At 73.1% G+C, this 21,893-nt stretch carries 20 protein-coding genes; 12 read left to right on the forward strand and 8 right to left on the reverse strand.

Annotated elements, in window-relative coordinates:
- The first annotated feature begins 3 nt into the window (after nucleotides 1–3).
- From sigE to IF20_RS25645, 5 genes are all read left to right on the forward strand, one after another.
- On the forward strand, nucleotides 4–783 hold the full coding sequence (gene sigE, locus IF20_RS25625; protein WP_234426825.1) for an RNA polymerase sigma factor SigE: 780 nt from the start codon (nucleotides 4–6) through the stop codon (nucleotides 781–783).
- Nucleotides 780–1,913 carry a zf-HC2 domain-containing protein gene (locus IF20_RS25630; RefSeq protein WP_052867692.1) on the forward strand — a complete coding sequence of 378 codons (1,134 nt, stop codon included), beginning with the start codon at nucleotides 780–782 and terminating at the stop codon, nucleotides 1,911–1,913. Before sigE ends, IF20_RS25630 begins: the two co-directional genes overlap by 4 nt.
- Before the next feature lie 169 nt (nucleotides 1,914–2,082).
- Nucleotides 2,083–4,158, forward strand: a complete 2,076-nt coding sequence (locus IF20_RS38165) for a trypsin-like peptidase domain-containing protein (RefSeq protein ID WP_110944541.1) — start codon at nucleotides 2,083–2,085, stop codon at nucleotides 4,156–4,158.
- 407 nt (nucleotides 4,159–4,565) lie between these two features.
- On the forward strand, nucleotides 4,566–5,030 hold the full coding sequence (locus tag IF20_RS25640) for a sec-independent translocase (RefSeq protein ID WP_052867693.1): 465 nt from the start codon (nucleotides 4,566–4,568) through the stop codon (nucleotides 5,028–5,030).
- 117 nt (nucleotides 5,031–5,147) lie between these two features.
- On the forward strand, nucleotides 5,148–5,795 hold the full coding sequence (locus IF20_RS25645) for a hypothetical protein (protein WP_052867694.1): 648 nt from the start codon (nucleotides 5,148–5,150) through the stop codon (nucleotides 5,793–5,795).
- Between the two features lie 176 nt (nucleotides 5,796–5,971).
- Here IF20_RS25645 and IF20_RS25650 read toward each other — a convergent pair whose 3' ends face one another.
- The 3 genes from IF20_RS25650 to IF20_RS25660 all read right to left on the reverse strand — a co-directional run bounded on the left by IF20_RS25650 (nucleotide 5,972) and on the right by IF20_RS25660 (nucleotide 9,235).
- Nucleotides 5,972–7,129 (reverse strand): Mrp/NBP35 family ATP-binding protein, encoded by a 1,158-nt coding sequence (locus tag IF20_RS25650; RefSeq protein WP_052867829.1) that lies wholly within the window; start codon nucleotides 7,127–7,129, stop codon nucleotides 5,972–5,974.
- 107 nt (nucleotides 7,130–7,236) lie between these two features.
- On the reverse strand, nucleotides 7,237–7,827 hold the full coding sequence (locus IF20_RS25655; RefSeq protein WP_052867695.1) for a DUF1003 domain-containing protein: 591 nt from the start codon (nucleotides 7,825–7,827) through the stop codon (nucleotides 7,237–7,239).
- Nucleotides 7,814–9,235, reverse strand: a complete 1,422-nt coding sequence (locus IF20_RS25660; protein WP_110944542.1) for a magnesium transporter MgtE N-terminal domain-containing protein — start codon at nucleotides 9,233–9,235, stop codon at nucleotides 7,814–7,816. The genes IF20_RS25655 and IF20_RS25660 overlap by 14 nt, the downstream gene beginning before the upstream one ends.
- 258 nt (nucleotides 9,236–9,493) lie before the next feature.
- Here IF20_RS25660 and IF20_RS25665 point away from each other — a divergent pair, with 258 nt between their 5' ends.
- Nucleotides 9,494–10,279, forward strand: coding sequence for a hypothetical protein (locus tag IF20_RS25665; RefSeq protein WP_052867696.1), 786 nt, complete (start codon nucleotides 9,494–9,496; stop codon nucleotides 10,277–10,279).
- 90 nt (nucleotides 10,280–10,369) lie between these two features.
- On the opposite strand, the gene IF20_RS25670 is transcribed toward IF20_RS25665, so the two are convergent.
- Nucleotides 10,370–10,915, reverse strand: coding sequence for a hypothetical protein (locus IF20_RS25670; RefSeq protein ID WP_052867697.1), 546 nt, complete (start codon nucleotides 10,913–10,915; stop codon nucleotides 10,370–10,372).
- Nucleotides 10,916–10,967: 52 nt separating this feature from the next.
- On the reverse strand, nucleotides 10,968–12,101 hold the full coding sequence (locus IF20_RS25675; protein WP_052867698.1) for a magnesium and cobalt transport protein CorA: 1,134 nt from the start codon (nucleotides 12,099–12,101) through the stop codon (nucleotides 10,968–10,970).
- A gap of 510 nt (nucleotides 12,102–12,611) precedes the next feature.
- Here IF20_RS25675 and IF20_RS25680 point away from each other — a divergent pair.
- The 4 genes from IF20_RS25680 (at nucleotide 12,612) to IF20_RS25695 (ending at nucleotide 15,933) form a co-directional block, all read left to right on the forward strand.
- On the forward strand, nucleotides 12,612–13,196 hold the full coding sequence (locus IF20_RS25680) for a suppressor of fused domain protein (protein WP_052867699.1): 585 nt from the start codon (nucleotides 12,612–12,614) through the stop codon (nucleotides 13,194–13,196).
- A 263-nt stretch (nucleotides 13,197–13,459) separates the two neighbouring features.
- The gene (locus IF20_RS25685) at nucleotides 13,460–14,098 is read left to right on the forward strand and encodes a DUF6758 family protein (protein ID WP_052867700.1); all 639 of its coding nucleotides are present in this window, start codon (nucleotides 13,460–13,462) and stop codon (nucleotides 14,096–14,098) included.
- A gap of 229 nt (nucleotides 14,099–14,327) precedes the next feature.
- Nucleotides 14,328–15,203: a PHP domain-containing protein gene (locus tag IF20_RS25690; protein WP_052867701.1), complete on the forward strand. Its 876-nt coding sequence runs from the start codon at nucleotides 14,328–14,330 to the stop codon at nucleotides 15,201–15,203.
- Nucleotides 15,204–15,327: 124 nt separating this feature from the next.
- Nucleotides 15,328–15,933, forward strand: coding sequence for a MarC family protein (locus IF20_RS25695; RefSeq protein ID WP_052867702.1), 606 nt, complete (start codon nucleotides 15,328–15,330; stop codon nucleotides 15,931–15,933).
- 131 nt (nucleotides 15,934–16,064) lie between these two features.
- Here the strand turns inward: IF20_RS25695 and IF20_RS39330 are convergent, their stop codons facing one another.
- On the reverse strand, nucleotides 16,065–16,223 hold the full coding sequence (locus IF20_RS39330; RefSeq protein ID WP_181138532.1) for a hypothetical protein: 159 nt from the start codon (nucleotides 16,221–16,223) through the stop codon (nucleotides 16,065–16,067).
- A 227-nt stretch (nucleotides 16,224–16,450) separates the two neighbouring features.
- Here IF20_RS39330 and IF20_RS25700 point away from each other — a divergent pair, with 227 nt between their 5' ends.
- On the forward strand, nucleotides 16,451–17,383 hold the full coding sequence (locus IF20_RS25700; RefSeq protein ID WP_052867703.1) for an NYN domain-containing protein: 933 nt from the start codon (nucleotides 16,451–16,453) through the stop codon (nucleotides 17,381–17,383).
- Between the two features lie 40 nt (nucleotides 17,384–17,423).
- Here the strand turns inward: IF20_RS25700 and IF20_RS25705 are convergent, their stop codons facing one another.
- Both IF20_RS25705 and IF20_RS25710 read right to left on the reverse strand, forming a co-directional pair.
- Nucleotides 17,424–18,308, reverse strand: coding sequence for an alpha/beta fold hydrolase (locus tag IF20_RS25705; RefSeq protein WP_052867704.1), 885 nt, complete (start codon nucleotides 18,306–18,308; stop codon nucleotides 17,424–17,426).
- Between the two features lie 129 nt (nucleotides 18,309–18,437).
- Complete coding sequence (locus tag IF20_RS25710) at nucleotides 18,438–20,522, reverse strand: DEAD/DEAH box helicase (RefSeq protein ID WP_234426818.1); 2,085 nt, start codon at nucleotides 20,520–20,522, stop codon at nucleotides 18,438–18,440.
- A gap of 487 nt (nucleotides 20,523–21,009) precedes the next feature.
- On the opposite strand from IF20_RS25710, the gene IF20_RS25715 reads away from it, so the two are divergent.
- Nucleotides 21,010–21,747, forward strand: a complete 738-nt coding sequence (locus tag IF20_RS25715; protein WP_052867705.1) for a ferritin-like fold-containing protein — start codon at nucleotides 21,010–21,012, stop codon at nucleotides 21,745–21,747.
- Nucleotides 21,748–21,893: the final 146 nt, after the last annotated feature.

A 21,893-nucleotide genomic window follows, 5' to 3' on the forward strand; every position in this document is an offset into this window, starting at 1 on the left:
GATATGGTAGGGGCTCTACTGGACACCACCAGAGCCACCAGGGGAGGTGCGGCTGCGGCCGGTGACCGAAGAACGCTGCGGCGTTTTCGAAGGTCGGCCGGCGAGCCGAAATCCGTGACCAACAATGCTGACCGTGCCCGCGCGAACGACTCCGCACCCACCGCGACCTTCGCCGCCGATGCGGAATCGCAGGCGTGGACTCCGCCCAGCTGGGAGGAGATCGTCAGCACCCACAGCGCTCGTGTCTACCGTCTCGCCTACCGCTTGACGGGAAACCAGCACGATGCCGAGGACCTCACCCAGGAGGTCTTCGTCCGCGTCTTCCGTTCGCTCTCGACGTACACCCCCGGTACGTTCGAGGGCTGGCTGCACCGCATCACCACCAACCTCTTCCTGGACATGGTCCGCCGTCGGCAGCGGATCCGCTTCGACGCGCTGGGCGACGACGCCGCCGAGCGGCTGCCCAGCCGCGAGCCGTCGCCGCAGCAGCACTTCAACGACACCCACTTCGACGCCGACGTGCAGCAGGCGCTGGACACCCTGGCGCCGGAGTTCCGCGCCGCCGTCGTCCTCTGCGACATCGAGGGCCTGTCGTACGAAGAGATCGCCGCGACCCTGGGCGTGAAGCTCGGCACGGTCCGCAGCCGGATCCACCGAGGCCGTTCCCACCTGCGCAAGGCGCTCAAGCACCGCTCCCCGGCGGCGCGCGCCGAGGAGCGGGAGCGCGAGCGCCGGCAGCGCGCCTTCGCGCCCCTGGCGACAGGGGAGGTCGGAATCGCGTGAGCGGTAGCGGCGGTCAGTCCCCCGCTGAGCAGCATCTCGGCGACCGCCTTGCGGCTCTGGTCGACGGGGAGCTCGGGCACGATCAGCGTGAGCGCGTGCTCGCCCACCTCGCGACCTGCGGCAGGTGCAAAGCCGAGGCCGACGCCCAGCGGGAACTGAAGAACGTCTTCGCCGAGATGGCTCCGCCCGGGCCCTCGGACGGGTTGCTCGCCCGTCTGCAGGGGCTGCCCGGGGGGGATCCCGGCGCGCCCGCGGGCCGGCTCGGTGAGGGTGGTCTCGGGCGTGGTTCCTTCGGCCGTGGCGGCCTGGACGGCGGCGGCTTCGGCCGCGGCGGCATGTCGTTCACGTACGCCCCGTCCTCGGACGCGCATGCGGCCCCCGGGCTGCTTCCGGAGCCGGGCGGGCGTGGTTTCCGGATACCTGAGCGTGCCGGCGAGCGGCCCGCCGCCGCGGCAGCCGGCTCGACCGGTACGGCTCCCGGCGGATCGCCGCGGCGCCGCTTCGCGTTCGCCGCGGCGGGCGCCGTCTCCTTGGCGGCCTTCGCGCTGAGCGGCGCGCTGCCGCTGGAGGCAGCGGTCGACACGGCTTCGGGGCGCGGCGAGGGCGCGAACACCCCCCTGGCGGCCTCCCCGGCCGCCCAGGCGGGCAGCGCCGTCGGACGTCAGCAGCGACCGGCGGCGGCGCGTGGCTCGCGCGACCGGGACGCCCTGCTCGGCGTCCTGCAGGGCCGGGCGACGCCGGCCGCCGGGTCCGTCGAGTTCTACCCCGCGGCCGCGTCTCTTCCGGTGCGGTACGCCGGCCCTCTGACCGGCGACGGCAGTGCGCGGCTGGGCCCGCTCGCGGCCGCCCGTCCCGGCGTCGCCGGCAGCGGTCCGGCCTCCGGGCTGGACACGGCGGCGGGCACGGGTGCCGCTTCCGGCACGTCGGCGGGCGCGTCCTACGGGGTCTCCGGCGCAACGGCCGGCACCGGCGGCAGCACGGGCGGCTCGGCCCCGTCCGGTGGCCGTGGGCCGCTGCCCTCGGCGCTCGCCCCGCCGTCCGCGCCGGCCACGACCTACCCGGCGCTGCCGGCGCCCCCGCTGGAGCCGAAGCGGCCGCTGTTGACGCACAGCGCCTCCGCCGCTCCCTGACCCGCCGTCAGTTCGACGGTGGGCCCCGCCGCCACCAGGGCCCGGCAGCCGACGGGCTCTGCACGCGGCGGTCCTGAACCTGGTTGAATCGCCGGTGGGCCGCGCTTCGCGCCACCAGCGCACCCAGGGGGGCGCGCGGCCCCGCACGCGGGCGAATTGTGGGGAGAACATGAACGAGGGCACGGCCTCCGGGCCCCACCACGAGAACCGTTCCGGCCAGGACACGGAGGGACGGCCGGTGCCGGCACCGGGATCCGGGCCGACCCGGCAACGGGCGACGGAACCCACCCCGGAAGAGACTTCGGTATCGACGCCGGTGTCGACACCGGCACTGACGCCGACACCGGCTCCCGTGCCGGAGGCGGACGACGGAACGGCCGCGGCGGATGGCTCGGCGGCGGCTCCGGAGCAGGATCGGCCCGCGCGGCCGCTGCATCCAGAGGATCCGTACGGCACCCCGCCGTACGGCGGCCCCGGCCCGTGGGCGCCGGCACCGCCCGTGCAGCGCCCGGTCCCGACACCGCCCCACGGCGTCACGGTCTCGCCCCAGCCGGCGCAGAGCGTCCCGCCCGCCGCCCCGCAGTCGTACCCGGGATCCACGCCCCCGGCCCCCGGTACGCCCCCGATGCCGACGCAGCCAGGGGCAGGCGGGAGCGCGCCACAGCCGCACGCGCAGGCCGGACCCCACGCGCAGGCGGGGCCCCACGGGCAAGCCGGGCCGCAGCCCCATCCGCAGGCCGCACAGCAGCAACCGCATTCCCAGGCCGGGCCGCAGCCCCAGCCCCAGCCGCAGTCCCACCCCCAGGCCGGGCCGCAGCCCCAGCCGTACCCGGAGGGTGGGCCCCAGCCGCACACCGGACCGCAACCGCAGGGCCAGGGCGCGCCGCAGCCGCACGCGCAGGCCGGACCCCACGCGCAGGCCGGGGTGCAGCCGCACGGCGCGTCCCAGCCCCGGCCTCATCCGCAGCCGCAGTTTCCGGTGGCCGGGGTGCAGCCGCATCCGCAGGCCGGTCCGCAAGGACAGGTGCCGTGCGCCGAGTTCCCCGGGGGAGCGACCGGTGGGGGGCCGTGGGAGCGGTACGACCCGTGGGCGGCGCGGGACGGGGCCGGTGTGCCGGCGCCCGTGGAGCGCAAGCGCGGGCGCGGGCGGATCGTCGCCGGTGCGATCGTGCTCGCACTGATCGCGGGCGGCGTGGGCGGCGGCGTCGGCGCGTACATCGAGCGCAGCGGCGGCGTCGGCGACGTCCGGCTGCCGCAGGTCTCCAGTGAGGACACCGGCCGCGCCCCCGACAGCGTGGCCGGCATCGCGCGCAGCGCGCTCCCCGGCGTCGTGACCCTGCACGTGCGCGGCGGCGGCGAGGAGGGCACCGGCACCGGCTTCGTACTGGACCGCCGCGGCCACCTGCTCACCAACAATCACGTCGTCGAGGCCGGCGGGGGCGAGGGCGAGATCACCGTCACGTTCAGCGGCGGCCGATCCGCCACCGGCCGGGTCGTGGGCCGGGACAGCGGCTACGACCTCGCCGTGGTCAAGGTCGACGGCGCCGGCGATCTGAAGCCGCTCACCCTCGGCAACTCCGACGACGTACAGGTCGGCGACCCCGTCGTGGCGATCGGCGCGCCCTTCGACCTCGCCAACACCGTGACCTCGGGGATCATCAGCGCCAAGCAGCGCCCGATCACCGCGGGCGGCGAGAGCGGCGACGGCAGCGACGTCAGCTACGTGGACGCGCTGCAGACGGACGCGCCGATCAACCCCGGTAACTCCGGCGGCCCGCTGGTCGACGGCCGGGCGCACGTCATCGGCATCAACAGCGCCATCCGCGCGGCCGGCAACGGCGACAACCTCGGTGGCGAGCAGGGCGGCAGCATAGGGCTGGGCTTCGCGATACCGATCAACCAGGGCAAGCGCGTCGCCGAGGAGCTGATCAACACCGGCCGGGCGACGCATCCCGTGATCGGCGTGACGCTGGACATGGGGTACACCGGCGACGGCGCGCGGGTCAGCCCCAAGAGCCGGGGCGGCGGCGCCGCGGTCACGCCGGGCGGGCCGGGCGCGCGGGCCGGGATCAAGGCGGGCGATCTGATCACCGAGGTGGACGGCGGCGCGGTGCACAGCGGCGAGGAGCTGATCGTCAAGATCCGCAGCCACCGTCCCGGGGACCGGCTGAAGCTCCGGGTGGAGCGGGACGGCCACCCGCGCACGGTCGCGATCACCCTCGGCTCGTCCACGGACCAGAACTGACCTGACCGGGGGATCGCCGTGAATCGTCCGTGAACCCTCGTTGCGCGAATCTGACCGGAAGTGACGGGCTCGGTGGGCGGCGGACCGATACGGACCGGCACCCGGCAGTCCTGCGGGGCCGACCGGTGCGGACCGGTACCCGGCAGTCCTGCGGGGCCGACCGGTGCGGACCGGCGCCCGGCAGTCCTGCGGGCCGATCGGTATCAGGTGGCCCGCGGGCCCTCTCGGCGTGTGTTCCGGTGCTCGCGCACCGTCACGGGCACGCTGTCGACGACACGACCGTTTGCACGGTGTTGGGGCGGGTGACTCCCGTTGGACGGTCGGGGCCAGGTACCGTGAGAGGCGGCCTGGGCCGGCAGGCCGCAGGAGCCGTAGGGCAGGCCACGGACGGATCAAGGAGCTGCAAGGTGTTCTTCGACATAGGACCCCTAGAGCTGGTGGCGCTCGTGATCCTGGCCATCCTCATCTTCGGCCCCGACAAGCTGCCCAAGGTCATCCAGGATGTGACGGGATTCATCCGCAAGGTGCGGCAGTTCTCCGACAGCGCCAAGGAGGACATCCGTTCCGAGCTCGGCCCCGAGTTCAAGGACTTCGAGTTCGAGGACCTGAACCCGAAGAATTTCGTACGGAAGCACGTCCTGGAGAAGGAGGAGTACGGCCTCCAGGAGATCCGTAACGGCTTCGACGTGAAGCAGGAGATGGCCGAGGTCACCGAGGCCGTCCGGGGTAACGGGAGCGACGCGGGCGGCAGCGTCCGCCACAGCCTTTCCAAGGAGTCGCCGGCTGCCGGGGGCGGCACGTCCGACCGGCTGACCAAGCGCGAAACCCCCGCCTCCGACGACCGTCCGCCGTTCGACGCCGACGCCACCTGATACGCCCGTATGTCCGGCTGTGTTGACTCGTATGGCTATGCTCCCGGTGTCCGGGGTGAGGTCGCCTGAGGGGGGCGGGCCGCCCACGACGCAGGGCAACGAGGAGGCTCCGCGCAGATGGAGACGAAGAGTCGGGCCGGCGTACACGCGGTGTCCGCTGACGCCGGGGAGAAGGTCGACGGCTATCTGATGGCCGATTTCCCGTGGTACGGCCTGGACGAGGCCTTCACGGGCCCGCGCCGGCTGATGCACGCCGGCGTCACCCCCCAAGGCACGGTCGAACACGGTTCGCTCGCGCACGGCGAGGAGCCCACCATTCGGGTGGAGACGGTGCCCGACGCCGAGCGCTTCACGGTGGTGGTCACGGTGCCCTGCCGCCCCGTACGGCGCAGCGAGGACGGCACGGGCGTCCTGGAAGCCACCTCGGTCTCCTCGGCGGCCTGGCTGGCCGGTTCGGGGCTGCTGAACTGCACCTGGCCGGTGCAGATGGAGCGGGCGCTGCGGCAGGACTGGCTGGAACAGCAGACCATGCTCGCGTGGGAGCTGGCGGACGACCTGACCGGTGAGGCCTGGTCGGAGCTCACGCTTCCGGTGGACGGCGTGCCGACGCCGTTCCACTACCGCGAATCGGAGTACGGCTGGGTGCTCGCCGGGTCGACGGGCGACGGCGCGGACGGCGTGCACATCGGCGCGTACGGGCGCGGCATGAGCGCCTACGGCCTCGGCTTCGCCGTCATCAAGGACCTCAGCGCGTACGAGGGCTGAGCGCCCGCAGCTCGCAGCCCGAGGCGCCGACCTCACAGCGCGCACGAAGGCCGCGCGCGAGCGCCAAGACCGCACACAAGCGCCGAAGCCGCGCACAAGCGCCGAGGCCGCGCACGACGAAGGGGCGGACCCGGCGGTCCGCCCCTCGTGACGCCCGGGGATGCCCCGGTGAGCGCTCAGAACTTGTTGCGTGGGGTGATTCCCAGGGACATGCCCGACAGGCCGCGCTGGCGGCCGCCCAGCTTGCCGGCGATCGCGCGGATCGCCGCGCCCGCGCCCGATTCCGGGTCGGTGAGCACGACCGGGTTGCCCGCGTCGCCGCCCTCCCGCAGCCGGACGTCGATCGGGATCGAGCCGAGCACCGGCACCTGCGTACCGGTCGTCTTCGTGAGGCCCTCGGCGACCTGCTGGCCGCCGCCCGTGCCGAAGACGTCGACGACCTCGCCGGTCGGCAGCTCCAGGCCTGCCATGTTCTCGACCACGCCGACGATCTTCTGGTGGGTCTGCACGGCGATGGAGCCGGCCCGCTCGGCGACCTCGGCGGCGGCCTGCTGCGGGGTGGTGACCACCAGGATCTCGGCGTTCGGCACCAGCTGGGCGACGGAGATCGCGATGTCGCCGGTGCCCGGGGGCAGGTCGAGCAGCAGGACGTCCAGGTCGCCCCAGTACACGTCGGCGAGGAACTGCTGGAGCGCGCGGTGCAGCATCGGGCCGCGCCAGACGACCGGCGCGTTGCCCGGGGTGAACATGCCGATCGAGATGACCTTCACGCCGTTCGCCGACGGCGGCATGATCATGTTCTCGACCTGGGTGGGGCGGCCCTCGGCGCCCAGCATGCGCGGCACGCTGTGGCCGTAGATGTCCGCGTCCACGACGCCGACCTTCAGCCCGTCGGCGGCCATCGCCGCGGCGAGGTTCACCGTCACCGAGGACTTGCCGACGCCGCCCTTGCCGGAGGCGACCGCGTACACGCGGGTCAGCGAGCCGGGCTGGGCGAACGGCACCTCGCGCTCGGCGGTGCCGCCGCGCAGCGCCGCGGCCAGCTCCTTGCGCTGCTCGTCGCTCATCACGTCCAGGTCGACGGCGACGCTGGTGACGCCCTCGACCCCGGCGACCGCGTCGCGCACGTTACTGGTGATCGTCTCGCGCATCGGGCAGCCGGAGACGGTGAGGTAGACCACGACCGACACGGCGCCGTCGGCCGCGATGTCCACGGACTTGACCATCCCCAGCTCGGTGATGGGGCGATGGATCTCGGGGTCGTTCACCGTCGCGAGCGCATCGCGGATCGCGTCCTCGCTCGGAACGGCCGTCGTGGGCGTGTCGGTAGCCATGTACTGCATAGTACGGCCGCGTGAAGCGCGTCCCAAAGGGGTGGTGGTCGGGCGACGGGTGGCAGCCGGTGGGGGCCTCCGGAAAGGGCCGTCCGCCGTCGTGTGCGTCACTCCCGGTGACGGCGGCGGGACGGCCGTTCCTCGTACTCGCCGTCCTCGTACTCGGCGTCCCGCCGTTCCTCCAGCTCCTTGAGCATGTCCTGGAGTTCGGAGCGGATCCAGTCGCGGGTGGCGACCTCGCCGAGACCGAGGCGGAGCGCCGCGACCTCACGGGTCAGGTACTCCGTGTCGGCGATCGACCGCTCGTTCTGCTTGCGGTCCTGTTCGCGGCTGACCCGGTCCCGGTCGTCCTGCCGGTTCTGCGCGAGCAGGATCAGCGGCGCGGCGTACGACGCCTGCAGGGACAGCGCGAGGGTCAGGAAGATGAAGGGGTACTCGTCGAAGCGGAGCGGCGCGGGCGCCGTGACGTTCCAGCCGACCCAGACGATGATCAGGACGGTCATCCAGACGATGAACCGGCCGGTGCCCAGGAAGCGGGCGATCTTCTCCGACAGTCGCCCGAACGCTTCCGGGTCGTACTCCGGCAGCAGGCTGCGGCGCGGCGCGCGCGGCACGTCCAGCCGGACCCGGGACCGCTCGCCGGAGACCGCGGCGGCCCGCGCCCGCTCCTTGGTGCTCTCCCGCTCATCCACGCCCATGCGCACCCCCACCCGCGGTGCCGGTGGCGCTGCTCCCCGAAGCGCCGCCGGAGTGTCCGTTCGCCCGGTCGCGCCCGTGCTCGTCCGCGCGGTCGCGCCCGTGTCCGTTCGCCCGCTCGTCGTGCCCGCCGATGTGGTCGGTGGCGTCCACGCCGGGCGCGCCGTGCAGGTCCGTCTCGCGCCAGTCCTCGGGCAGCAGGTGGTCCAGGACGTCGTCGACGGTCACCGCGCCCAGCAGCGACCCGCTCTCGTCCACGACGGGCGCCGCGACCATGTTGTACGTGGCCAGGTAGCTGGTCACGGCGGGCAGCGGGGTGTCCGGCGGCAGCGGCGGCAGATCGCTCTCCACCACCGCGCCCACGAGGGTGAAGGGCGGGTCCCGCAGCAGCCGCTGGAAGTGGGCCACGCCGAGGTACTTTCCGGTCGGCGTCTGGTCCGGCGGCCGGCAGACGTACACCTGGGCGGCGAGCGCGGGGGAGAGGTCGGGGTCGCGCACCCGGGCGAGCGCGTCGGCGACCGTGGCGTCCGGGCTCAGCACGATCGGCTCGGTGGTCATCAGGCCGCCCGCCGTGCGCTCCTCGTACGACATCAGGCGCCGCACGTCGGCCGCGTCGCCGGGCTGCATCAGCGTCAGCAGCCGCTCCTTCTCGTCCTCCGGGAGCTCGGAGAGCAGGTCGGCGGCGTCGTCGGGGTCCATGGCCTCCAGGACGTCGGCGGCCCGCTCGTCCTTCAGCTTGCCGAGGATCTCGACCTGGTCGTCCTCCGGCAGCTCCTCCAGGACGTCGGCGAGGCGGTCGTCGTCCAGCGCGGCGGCCACCTCGACGCGGCGCTTGGGATTGAGGTGGTGCAGGACGCTCGCGAGGTCGGCGGGGTGCAGCTGCTCGAACGTGGCGAGCAGGCTCTCGGCGCCCTGCCCGTGCTCCTCCAGGGAGAAGCCGGTGACCTGCGACCAGTCGAGGGTCAACGTTTCTCCGCGGCGACGCAGGGCACCGCCCTTCCCCTTCCGTACGAAGACCTTCTCGATCTCCCAGTCCCGGCGGGCCGGCAGTTGGGTGATGCCGATGTCCAGGACGGTGGCGTCCTCACCGGTCTCCACGATGCGTACCCGGCGGTCCAGCAGCTCGCCGAGAACGAGGGTCTCCGAGGCGCGCTGCTCGAAGCGGCGCATGTTCACCACGCCGGTCGTGATGACCTGGCCGGACTCCACGCCCGTCACCCGGGTCATCGGCAGGAAGATCCGGCGCCGGCTGATCACCTCGACGACCAGCCCCAGCAGCCGCGGTGGCCGGCCGCCCACCCGCAGTACGGCCACGAGGTCGCGCACCCGGCCGACCTGGTCGCCATTGGGGTCGAACACGGCGATGCCGGAGAGATGCGAGACGAACACCCGGGGGGTGACCACCGCCATGCCGTGCGCCTCCGCTCCTTCTCCTCCGGCTACCGGCGGACCGAGGGCAGCCGTCTCCCGATAAATCAGGTGATATCGCGCTTGGGTCGGCTTCAGGCTAGCGCGCCCAGGTGACGGGTGCCCCGGCAGGCACCACCGTACGGCTGTCCGATCGATGTCCGCCGCCCTCTCCGCCGGACGCCGTGCGGTGCACCGGTACGCTGCCGTACGCCGTCGAGGCACCCCGCGACCGACCAGCGCACCAGGAGGCAGGCAGCCGTGTCCGCTACTTCGTCAGGAACCAGCCGTCGGCCCCGCTCCGTCCGCCGCCGCGCCGGCCGGGCGACGACCGCCGTCACGGCGTGCGCGGGCCTGGCGCTGGCACTGACGGCCTGCGGGGGCTCGGACGACCCGGACGCGGGCACCAACGGCGTCGGCAAGCTGTCCGCCGCCAAGATCCAGCAGAAGACGGTGGCCGCCGCGGAGAGCGCGAACAGCGTGCACGTCACCGGCAAGCTCGTCAGCGGCCGCAGCACCTACGAACTGGACATGCAGCTCGCGCAGAACGGCGGCAAGGGCACGGTCGGCACCAAGGACACCGAGTTCTCCCTGCTGCGCATCGACCGGTCGCTGTGGGTGAAGGCCGACGCCGACTTCTGGGCACATCAGAAGGACGCGGCACCGAGCAAGAGCGACAACGCGGCCGCCGCCAAGCTGGACGGCAAGTACGTGAAGGTGCCCGCCGAGGACCGTACGTACAAGCAGTTCAGCGGCTTCACCGAGAAGGAGTCGCTGCTGGAGACGCTGCTCTCGCTGCACGGCAGCCTCTCCCGCGGCGCCCACGGCGAGCTCGACGGCACCCGCACGATCCGCATCGCGGCGGCGCAGGGCAACGGCGGCACGCTGGACGTCTCTCTCAAGGGCGAGCCCTACCCGCTGCGCCTCCAGCGGGCCGGCGGCGCGGGCGTGGTCCGCTTCGCCGACTGGGGCACGCACATCTCGCTGGAGCGCCCGGCCGACAACCAGGTCGTGGACTACGGGGAGAACCTCGGCAGCGGGAACTGAAGCGCCGGCGCGCGGACCTCTCGAAGCGGCGCCGGGACCGCTGCGTGGAAACCGAGCGCCGGTGCGCGGCGCGCCCCCGGCGACCGCGGCTCAGCCGCGCCGCCTCCGGCGAAGCAGCTTCGGCAGCGCGGCGGGGAGCGGCCCGCGGGTGGTGGCGGCGGACGGCAGCGGCCGGGCGGCCCCCGCGTCCTCGCCGAACTCCGTCCGCACGTCGGGCGCTCCGGCCTCGGTGTGCGGGGTCAGCCGCAGCACCCGGCACTCGCGGGCCCAACGCTCCGGCATGGTGTCCGCGTCCGGCGCGTTCAGCCGCTTGCCCTTCAGCTCGCCGACGGCGGCCTCCCAGGGCTCGCTGTGCGGCGCGACCTCGGCGACCCGGGCCGTCCAGGCGACCAGCCGGCCACCCTTGTCCTTGCTGCGGACGGTGACCGTGGCGGTGGCGCCGTCGGCGAGGCCGAGGTCCGCCAGCGGCTGCTCCAGGGGGCCGTCGCCGACCAGGCACGCGGCGCCGTCGTGCCAGACGTGCCAGAGCGCGCGGGACGGGCCCTCGGTGCCCTGGACCCAGATGAGGCCGGACTTCTTGGTGGCCTCCTCGATGAGCGCCTGGTCGAGCAGCGGCTGGGGCACGGTCTCCGTCATGCCCGTAAGCCTAGTCAGCCGGCGGGCGGGACCGTGCCGCCGCCCCGGCCCGCTACAGCCAGCCGTTGCGCTTGAAGCCGCGGTGGATGCCGACGCAGATGACGACGGTGAGCATCAGGACGGCCGGGTAGCCGAACTTCCAGTGCAGCTCGGGCATGTACTTGAAGTTCATGCCGTAGATCCCGGCGATCATCGTCGGCACCGCGAAGATCGCGGCCCACGAGGTGATCTTGCGCATGTCCTCGTTCTGCGCCACGGTCGCCTGCGCCAGGTTGGCCTGCAGGATGGAGTTCAGCAGGTCGTCGAAGCCGATCACCTGCTCGTTGACGCGCGCCAGGTGGTCGGCGACGTCCCGGAAGTACTTCTGGATGTCGGAGTCGACCAGCCGCATCGGCCGCTCGCTGAGCTGCTGCATCGGGCGCAGCAGCGGCGAGACCGCCCGCTTGAACTCCAGCACCTCGCGCTTGAGCTGGTAGATCCGCCCGGCGTCGCCGCCCTTGGCGGTGGCCCCGGCCTTGCCGCCCTGGGCCTTGCCGTTGGTGCCGGAGCTGAAGACGTCGATCTCCACCTCGTCGATGTCGTCCTGCACCGCGTCGGCGACCGCGATGTAGCCGTCCACGACTTGGTCGGCGATGGCGTGCAGCACGGCCGAGGGGCCCTTGCCGAGCAGCTCGGGGTCGTCCTGGAGGCGGTGCCGCAGCGCGCGCAGCGAGCCCTGGCCGCCGTGCCGGACGGTCACGATGAAGTCCCGGCCGGTGAAGCACATCACCTCGCCGGTCTCCACGACCTCGCTGGTGGCGGTCAGCTCGGCGTGCTCGACGTAGTGGATCGTCTTGAAGACGGTGAAGAGGGTGTCGTCGTACCGCTCCAGCTTGGGCCGCTGGTGGGCGTGGACGGCGTCCTCGACGGCCAGCGGGTGCAGCCCGAACTCCTTGGCGATGCCGGCGAACTCGCGCTCGTTCGGCTCGTGCAGGCCGATCCAGGTGAAGCCGCCGTTCTCCTGCACCTCGGCGATGGCCTCGGCCGGGGAGATGTGCTTCGTGACGCGGCGTCCGTCGCGGTAGACACCGCAGTCGACGATGGCGCTGTTGGTGGCGGCGGTGCGGGTGGTCTCGTACTCGTACGGGGAGTCGCCGCGACGCCGGGAGGGGCGGACGGCGGCGCGCAGGTCGCGGATCATCGACATGGCAGGCTCCTTCACGGGCCGGCCGTCAGGCGCGGGGCGCGGTGCGTAGCGCAACCCGGAACGTGGACGTACGCGGCATCCTCGGCCGTACGTCCGCAAAGCGGGCGGCACTCCGTGCGTCGGTACTGACGGCGGTTCGCAGTGCGGAAAGAACAGGGAAAAGCGCGGTGCAGGCGTTCTTCCGTCAGAAGCTGCGGGTGCGAAGGGACTTCACGCGTTTCGGCGGGACAGGGCCGGGTACGGAAGCTCTCGGAATCAGGAGAGTCGCATCATCAGCGGGACGACGGGAGAACTGCCGGTACTGCACGGTCGACTAGGATCCATGCCAGTCCCACCTCCTCCGGCCGGTCCCTGCTGGGGGACGACGTCTTTCGCTGACCAGATGGCAAGGCTATCAGCCGACTGAACCGTTACGTTCCCGCTGCGCCGCCGCTTTGCCCGTTCCATACGAAGCCGCGTCCCGCGGAAGCGACCGCCGGCCCGCCGCGGTGCCGCCCGTATGCTCGCCGCATGTCTGACGTTCTTGAGCTGGTCGAAGCCCGGTTGCTGATGGCGCTGGGGGAGCCGGACGCGCGCGCGGCGGTGACGTTCCTCGGTACGGACCGCATCGAAGTGCTGCGCTACGCCGACGGCGAGCTGGTGCGGTACGTCACGCTGGGCATGTCGGCCCACCCCATGAACGACCCCTCGGAGGTTCTCGCGGACCCCCTGCGCGGCCCCCGCGCGGAGCTGATCCTCACCGTGCGGAACGGCCGCGCCGACACCGACAAGGTGCTCAGGCCGCTCGCCGTGCTGGGCGCTTCCCCGCAGGTCGAGGGCGTCATCGTGGCCCCCGGCGCCTCCCTGGACGTGGGCGACCCGCTGTGGCCGGGCGCCCCCTTCACCTCGGTACTGGTCAGCGAGGGCGGCGGGCTGGTCGAGGACCTGGAGCTGGACGACCCCATGGAGCCGGTGCGGTTCCTGCCGCTGCTGCCCATGACGCCGAACGAGGCGGCCTGGAAGCGGGTGCACGGCGCCGCGGCCCTGGAGGAGCGCTGGCTGCAGCAGGGCACCGACCTGCGGGACCCGCTGCGCGGCGGCGTCCCCTTGGACTGACGCACAGAGATCGAAACGCCACGATACGAAGTTGGCGTGATATCGGCGCCTCAATGGCTCGAATGTGATCGGTCGGCCCTGTCCACGAGGAACAGCGGGGCCGAGACGTAGGGAAGGACAGACGGATCACCGCGGCGCTTCCCCGCCGGCCGCCGGGGTGGGCGGCCGATACATGGGGCATGCAGATGACGGAGCGGCACGGGCCGCCCCGGACGGGTGATCGTCCTTGACGCGCGGGCGGCCACGGAGGACCGTTGAGCCCTATGAGGGGCGAACCCAGTTGCCCGAAGTGCGGTGGCCGGGTGCGCGCGCCCGGTCTCTTTGCCGACTCCTGGCAGTGCGACGTGCACGGCACCGTGCACCCGCTGCAACCGGTCGTGCCGCCGAGCGTCGAAGCGCTGGCCGTCGTGGTCAACCGCGCGCGCGTCCCGGTGTGGATGCCGTGGCCGCTGCCGGTGGGGTGGCTGTTCACGGGTGTGGCCTGCGCAGGGGACGACCGCAGCGGCGGCCGGGCCACCGCGGTGGCCTGCTCGGGCCCCGGACCGCTGGGCGGCCCGGGCGAGCTGGTGCTGGTCGCCGAGGAACTCGGCGTCGGCCTCGGCGCCCGGTACGCCGGCATCGAGGGACCGGATCCCGGGCCGCGCATGCGAGTGGAGCGCTCGCCGGCCGCCAAGGTGATGGCCGCGGGCCGGCCGACACCGTTGTGGCACGTCGAAGGCGTGCCCGAGGACCGCGCGGTCTTCGCGGGCGAGGCGCGCGGGCTGTGGCTGTGGGCGGTCGTCTGGCCCGAGCAGTCCGGGATGCTGATGTACGACGAGCTGGTCCTCACCGACCTGCGGGACGCGGGCGCCGAGGTGGACCTGCTGCCGTGCGGCGCGCTCTCCCCGCGCATCCTGTCCTGAGCCGACGCGTCCGGTGCGGTCTGTCCTGAGCCGACGGGCCGGCATGCCTTGTCCCGAACCGGCGGGCCGGCGTCCGCGGCACGGAGATGTGCGGCACTGAGAGCGGTGTCACGTGCGACCCGTGAGTGATCGGCCGCGCGGCGGTTATCCTTTGGACGTCCCCTGTCGTCCGGTGCACTGTCCGGCCGTTGCCCGGTCCGCCGTCCCGCCCGTGTCTGGAGTCCGTGTCGTGCGTATCGACCTGCACACCCACTCCACCGCGTCCGACGGCACGGACACCCCGGCCGAACTGGTGCGCAACGCCGCCGACGCCGGCCTGGACGTCGTCGCGCTCACCGACCACGACACCGTCGGCGGACACGCCGAGGCCAAGGCCGCGCTGCCGGCCGGGCTGACCCTCGTGACCGGTGCCGAGCTGTCCTGCCGACTGCCGGCGCGCGACGGCAGCGGCGACGGCATCAGCCTGCACATGCTGGCCTACCTCTTCGACCCCGACGAGCCGGAGCTCGCCCGCGAGCGGGAGCTCGTACGGGACGACCGCATCCCGCGCGCCCAGGGCATGGTCGCCAAGCTCCAGGAGCTGGGCGTGCCCGTCACCTGGGAGCAGGTGGCACGGATCGCCGGGGACGGCGCCGTCGGGCGCCCGCACATCGCCACCGCCATGGTCGAGCTGGGCGTCGTGGCGACCGTCTCCGACGCCTTCACCTCCGAATGGCTGGCCAACGACGGCCGGGCGTACGTCGAGAAGCACGAGCTGGACCCCTTTGACGCGGTCCGGCTGGTCAAGGCCGCGGGCGGGGTCACCGTCTTCGCGCACCCGCTGGCCCTGAAGCGCGGCGTCTGCGTCCCCGAGAGCGCGATCGCCGAGCTGGCCGCCGCCGGGCTGGACGGCATCGAGGTCGACCACATGGACCACGACGCGCCGACCCGCGACCGGCTGCGCGCGATGGCCGCCGACCTCGGCGTGCTCACCACCGGCTCCAGCGACTACCACGGCAGCCGTAAGACCTGCCGGCTCGGCGAGTACACCACCGACCCCGAGATCTACGGGGAGATCGTGCGCCGCGCGACCGGCGCGTTCCCCGTCCCCGGCGCCGGCGGCTGATCCGGCCCGTCCGGCCGCACACCTTCCCGCCCCGTAGGGGCTCCTTCGGCGCTCCGCGCCGCTCTCTTTCCGCTGCCCGCGCGTGCCGCGCGCCGGCTCCCGTACCACCGCAAGGCCATTCACCGTGCTCGACCTCTCCGTCTTCGGATCCCTCTTTCTCACCCTTTTCGTGATTATGGATCCCCCCGGAATCACCCCGATCTTCCTCGCCCTGACCTCGGGCCGTCCCGCCAAGATGCAGCGCCGGATGGCCTGGCAGGCGGCGGCCGTCGCGTTCGGCGTCATCGCCGTCTTCGGCGTCTGCGGCCGCCAGATCCTGGCCTATCTGCACATCTCCACGCCCGCGCTGATGATCGCGGGTGGGCTGCTGCTCCTGCTGATCGCGCTCGACCTGCTGACGGGGAAGTCGGAGGCGCCGACCCAGACCAAGGACGTCAACGTGGCGCTGGTGCCGCTGGGCATGCCGCTGCTGGCCGGGCCCGGTGCGATCGTGTCGGTGATCCTCGCGGTGCAGCACGCGGACGGCGTCACGGGCCAGGTCTCGGTGTGGGCGGCGATCGCCGCGATCCATGTGGTCCTCTGGCTGGTGATGCGCTTCTCGCTGGTGATCATCCGGGTGATCAAGGACGGCGGGGTGGTGCTGGTGACCCGGCTGGCCGGCATGATGCTCTCCGCGCTGGCCGTGCAGCAGATCATCAACGGGGTGACCCAGGTGGTCAACGGCGCCTGAGCCGCCGGCGCCGCCCGTTTCCCCGGCGCCCGGAGCGCCCGAAAGCGCGCCGCCCCCGTACGGACCGTCCGTACGGGGGCGCTGCTGTCGGCGAGCCGGTGAGCCGGCGGCCGGGGGGACCGGGGACCGCGTTACGAAGCGGCCGCCGCGGAATCGGCGGGGCGGATGTAGATGCGCTGGCCGATTGCGGCGGCCTGCTGCACGATCCGGTTGACGGAGGCGGCGTCCACGACGGTGCTGTCCACGGCGGTGCCGTTGACGTCGTCAAGACGCATGATCTCGAAGCGCATAAGGGGCTTCTCCCTTCGTCTGATCCTCCTGAGGAGAACTGCTGGGTGGCGTGGATGCCTGTCATCGGTGTCAGGCGTGCCAATGGGGACAACGAAGTGCTCTGAGCAATAATTCCCTACGCTAAGGAAAATTTTCGAGTGTCTAATTACTCACAGGTAAGTTCACTCGCCCCTCGCCACCCGGCCGGTTGTGTCTCCCCCGTACCCGCCAGGAGAATCGAACCGGTATGAACGACGACGTCCGGCCCGCGGGCCCCACCGACCTCACCGCTGTCGTGGCGGGCATCGAGCGCACCAACGAGCTGCTCAACCGCGTCCTGGCCGAGGTCGCCACGACGCCCTCCACGCACGCGGTCTTCGTCGACGCGGGCTACCTGTACGCGGCGGCCGGCCGGCTGGTGACCGGTACGGAGGACCGCCGCGCCTTCGACCTGGACGCCGAAGGGATCATCGACTCCTTCATCGAGGTGACCCGCACGGTCTTCCCGGACAGCCGGCTGCTGCGGGTGTACTGGTACGACGGCGCGCGCCGCCGCATCCACACCCTGGAGCAGCAGTCCATCGCCGAGCTCCCCGACGTCAAGGTGCGGCTCGGCAACCTCAACGCCAACAACCAGCAGAAGGGCGTCGACTCCCTGATCCGCTCCGACCTGGAGTCGCTCGCCCGGCACCGCGCCATCAGCGACGCCGTCCTCATCGGCGGCGACGAGGACCTGGTCTCCGCGGTCGAGGCGGCGCAGGGCTACGGCGCGCGGGTGCACCTGTGGGGCATCGAGGCGGTGGACGGGCGGAACCAGGCCGAGCCGCTGCTCTGGGAGGTCGACAGCCAGCGCACCTTCGACCTGGAGTTCTGCAAGCCGTACGTCACCGAGCGCACGGTGCACGACGGCGGAGTCGCGGTCGCGGCGGACGACGGTCCGGCGCCCAGCCGCGAGGACGTCCGCTTCGTCGGCGCGCAGGTCGCGGCCCAGTGGCTGGCCTCCCGCGGCCGCGACTGGACGGCGGACCTGCTGCCCGGCCACCCGTACCTCCCGGGCGCCGTCGACCAGGACCTGCTGACCACCGCCGAGGGCCTGCTGCGCCACTCCCTGCGCCCGTACGCCGACCTCCGGCGCGTGCTGCGCGACGGCTTCTGGGAGCACGTCCGGGCGCAGTTCTGAGCCGCACGCGCCGCGTGCGCCCTACCGCCCGGCGTACGCCCTACTGCGCGTCACCCTGCCCGGCACCGTCCCCGGCCTCGTTCCAGAAGGACACCAGGGCCGCCGCCGTCTCCGCCGGCCGCTCGACGTTGGGGGAGTGCTCCGCGCCCGTGATGACGGTACGGCGCGCGCCGAGCCGCTCGGCCATCTCGTCCATCAGCGGCACCGGCCAGGCGTAGTCCACGACGCCGGACAGCACGTGCTTGGGCAGCGGTACGGCGGCCAGCGCGGCCACCCGGTCCGGCTCGCCCGCTATCTGCCGCGCCGTGCCGATCAGCTGCTCCGGCACGGTGCCCAGCCAGCGGCGGTGCAGGAACTCGGCGATCTCCGGCGGGGTGGTCTCGCCCGCCGCCTCCGGCGGGTCCAGCTCCCGCATCGCCTGCCAGACGGCCTCCATGGTCATCGTGGTCAGCGCGTCGATGAGCATCTTGGCGCGGGCCCGCTGCTCGGGGGCGACCGCGGCGGGACCGGAGCTCATCAGGGTCAGCGAGCGGTACGGCGCGGCGTCGTCGAGCACCGCGGCCCGCGCCAGCAGTCCGCCGAGCGAATGGCCCAGCAGATGCACCGGGCCGGCGTCCAGCGCGGCCGCCTGCGCCGCGATGTCCTGTGCCAACTCGGCCTGCGCGTAAGCCTGTTCCGCGCGCGGCCCGGGTGACTCGTACTGGCCTCTGCCGTCCACGGCCACGGCGCGGTACCCCGCCGCCGCCAGCGGTGCGAGCAGCGGGAGGAAGTCCTCCTTGCTGCCGGTGAAGCCCGGTACCAGCAGGACGGTGCCGCGCACCGGACCGTCGGGACGCGCGTCGTGCACCGCGAACTCACCCCGCCCGGTCGCGAGACGGTACGCACCGGCACACGCCGGCAGCTCAAGGAACGGAGGCCTACTCATGGACCCGAGGCTATCCGGGACGGGTGACAGGCGGGTGCCGGAAAGATGGCCTCCGCCGCCGGCCCCGCCGCCCGCACGACCACGGCCCCGCACCGCCTGAGCGGTACGGGGCCGTCGGTGGCCTGCGGATCAGCCCTCCGACGCGGCCTCGGCAGCGGCTGCCGGCTTCTTCGCCGCGGTCTTGCGGGTGCGGCGCGGCTTGGCCGGAACCTCATCCGTCGCGCCGTCCCCGGTGGCCGCTTCGGCCGCCGCGGTGGTCTTCTTGGCGGCGGTCTTGCGGGTGCGGCGGGGCTTGGCGGGGGCCTCGTCGGTCGCCGTGTCGGTGGGCAGGGTGCCCTCGGCGGTGTCCACCGCGGCCTCGGCCCTCGTCGGTCGCCGTGTCGGTGGGCAGGGTGCCCTCGGCGGTGTCCACCGCGGCCTCGGCTGGAAGCCCACCGAGGTGTCCTCCTTGACCACGACCGGGCGCCGGGGCGCCGGAGCCTTGGCGATCCGGGCGGGGGCAGGGGCCTTGTCGACGGGCGCCCGGTCCTCGACGGGGGCGGTCACGGCCGCCTCGGGAGCCGTGCTCTGCGCGGCGCGGGTGCCCCGGCTGCGGCGGCGGCGCGGCTTGGCCGGCGCCTCCTGCGCGGTGTCCGGGCCGGCACCCTGGGCCGGCACGTTCGCGGCCTCGGCGGTGTCCACCGCGGCCGTCGCCTTCTCGGCGGGGGCCGGCGCCGGCTCGGCCACGGCGTGCGCGGTGGCGGCGGGGGCCGTCGCGGCGGCGGACGTGGCGGCGGAGGCGCTGCTGCGGGTGCGCCGGCGGCGGCGCAGCTGGCGCGGGGCGCCCTCGGCGGTGTCGGCCGCGGCCTCGGCGGCCTTCGGGGCGGTGCCGGCTTCGGCACCGGCTTCGGTGCCGGCCTCGGCACCGGCCTCGACCGGGGCGCCGTTGCGGGTACGGCGACGCTTGCGCGGCGTACGCGTGCGCTCCGGACGCTCCTCCTCGCGCTCCCGGCCGCCCCGGCGCGCGCCGCGGCCGCGGCCGCCGGTCTCGCCGAGGTCCTCGACCTCCTCGGCCGCCAGGCCCGCACGGGTGCGCTCCGAGCGCGGCAGGACACCCTTGGTGCCCTCGGGGATGTTCAGCAGCTCGTAGAGGTGCGCGGAGGTGGAGTAGGTCTCCTCCGGGTCGTTGAACGACAGGTCCAGCGCCTTGTTGATCAGCTGCCAGCGGGGGATGTCGTCCCAGTCGACCAGCGTGACCGCGGTGCCCTTGGCGCCCGCGCGGCCCGTACGGCCGATGCGGTGCAGGTAGGTCTTCTCGTCCTCGGGCGTCTGGTAGTTGATGACGTGCGTCACACCCTCGACGTCGATGCCGCGCGCCGCGACATCGGTGCAGACGAGGACGTCGACCTTGCCGTTGCGGAAGGCGCGCAGCGCCTGCTCGCGGGCGCCCTGGCCGAGGTCGCCGTGGACCGCGCCGGAGGCGAAGCCACGCCGCGCGAGCTGGTCGGCGATGTCGGCCGCGGTGCGCTTGGTGCGGCAGAAGATCATCGCAAGCCCGCGGCCCTCGGCCTGCAGGATGCGCGAGACCATTTCCGGCTTGTCCATGGAGTGCGCGCGGAAGACGTGCTGGGTGGTGTTGGCGACCGTCGCGCCCTCGTCGTCGGGCGAGGTGGCGCTGATGTGGGTCGGCTGCGACATGTAGCGCCGGGCCAGCGAGATGACCTGGCCGGGCATGGTCGCGGAGAACAGCATGGTCTGCCGCTTGACGGGCAGCTGCTCGATGATCTTCTCGACGTCCGGCAGGAAGCCGAGGTCGAGCATTTCGTCGGCCTCGTCCAGGACCAGGGCGCGGACCTGGGAGAGGTTCAGCTTCTTCTGGCCCGCCAGGTCCAGCAGGCGGCCCGGGGTGCCGACGACGACGTCGACGCCCTTGTTGAGCGCCTCGACCTGGGGCTCGTACGCGCGGCCGCCGTAGATCGCGAGCACGCGGACGTTACGGACCTTGCCGGCGGTCAGCAGGTCGTTGGTGACCTGCTGGCACAGCTCGCGGGTGGGGACGACGACCAGCGCCTGCGGCGCGTCGGTCAGCTGCTCGGGCTTCGCCCGGCCCGACTCGACGTCGGCGGGGACGGTGACGCGCTCCAGGAGGGGGAGACCGAAGCCGAGGGTCTTGCCGGTGCCGGTCTTGGCCTGGCCGATGACGTCGGAGCCCGAGAGGGCGACCGGCAGGGTCATGGCCTGGATGGGGAACGGAGTCGTGATGCCGACGGCCTCAAGGGCTTCGGCGGTCTCGGGGAGGATCCCGAGGTCTCGGAACGTAGACAGGATGCTTGCCTCTTCTGTGAGTCGCGGCGCGAGGCGTCGAAGGGGATCAACCGTGCCTTCTCGCCGTCGTACGGGGTCGTACTCGGCGCGGCCCGGCCTCCTAGGGCCGGATGGCGCGGGACCACTGCCTTCGCTCAGGCGCTCGTGCCGCGAGCGGTGTCCCTCCTGCCGCGCGTACGTCTCGTACGCGCCACAACAGAGGGCGGTCGGGTATTGGAGCCGATCGGGCCACCGACCGGGCATCCGCATGCGTGGCAGGCCCACCGATAGTCGGCGGGCTCATTACCACCATACCCCGGATGAGCGCATGTGTGTCCGGGCAATCGTTCGGTCGGGTGGGACCCGAGTGGCTGACCAGGCCCTTCCCCGGGTTGCGGAGCGGGCTATTGTGCGCTCCATGGAGACGCCTGACAACGCCACCGCCACGCCCGACGAGCCCACCGGCATCGCCGCTCAGACCTGGGAGCAGGCGGCCGCCGACCCGCAGTACCGCGCCGCGGTCATCGACCTGCTCGGCGCCCTCGCGTACGGCGAGCTGGCCGCTTTCGAGCGGCTGGCCGAGGACGCCAAGCTGGCCTCCACCGTGGACGACAAGGCGGAGCTGGCGAAGATGGCGTCGGCGGAGTTCCACCACTTCGAGCGGCTGCGGGAGCGGCTCGCGCAGATCGACGCGGAGCCCAGCGCGGCCATGGAGCCGTTCGTCGCGGCACTGGACGAGTTCCACCGCCAGACCGCCCCGTCGGACTGGCTGGAAGGCCTGGTCAAGGCGTATGTCGGCGACTCCATCGCCAGCGACTTCTACCGCGAGGTGGCGGCCCGGCTGGACTCCGACACCAAGGAGCTGGTGCTCGGTGTGCTGGATGACACAGGGCACGCCTCCTTCGCCGTGGAGAAGGTCCGCGCCGCCATCGAGGCCGACCCGCGGGTCGGCGGCCGGCTCGCGCTGTGGGCGCGCCGCCTGATGGGCGAGGCGCTCTCCCAGGCGCAGCGGGTGGTCGCGGAGCGCGACGCGCTGTCGACGATGCTGGTCGGCGGGGTCGCCGACGGCTTCGACCTGGCGGAGGTCGGCCGGATGTTCTCGCGCATCACCGAGGCGCACACGAAGCGGATGGCCGCGCTGGGCCTGGCCGCCTGAGGCGCTGACGCGGGGCCGGCCGGTCGGCTGTCCCGCCCGCCCCCCGGGGTCGCTCGCCCGGCCCGTATGAGGATGCTCACCCGTGGGCCCCGCACCGTCCGGAACGGTGCGGGGCCCACGGTGCGTATTGCGCCGTTTCTCCGTCC

The sequence above is a fragment of the Streptomyces niger genome (assembly GCF_000718305.1).
GTDB classification, from domain to species: domain Bacteria; phylum Actinomycetota; class Actinomycetes; order Streptomycetales; family Streptomycetaceae; genus Streptomyces; species Streptomyces niger.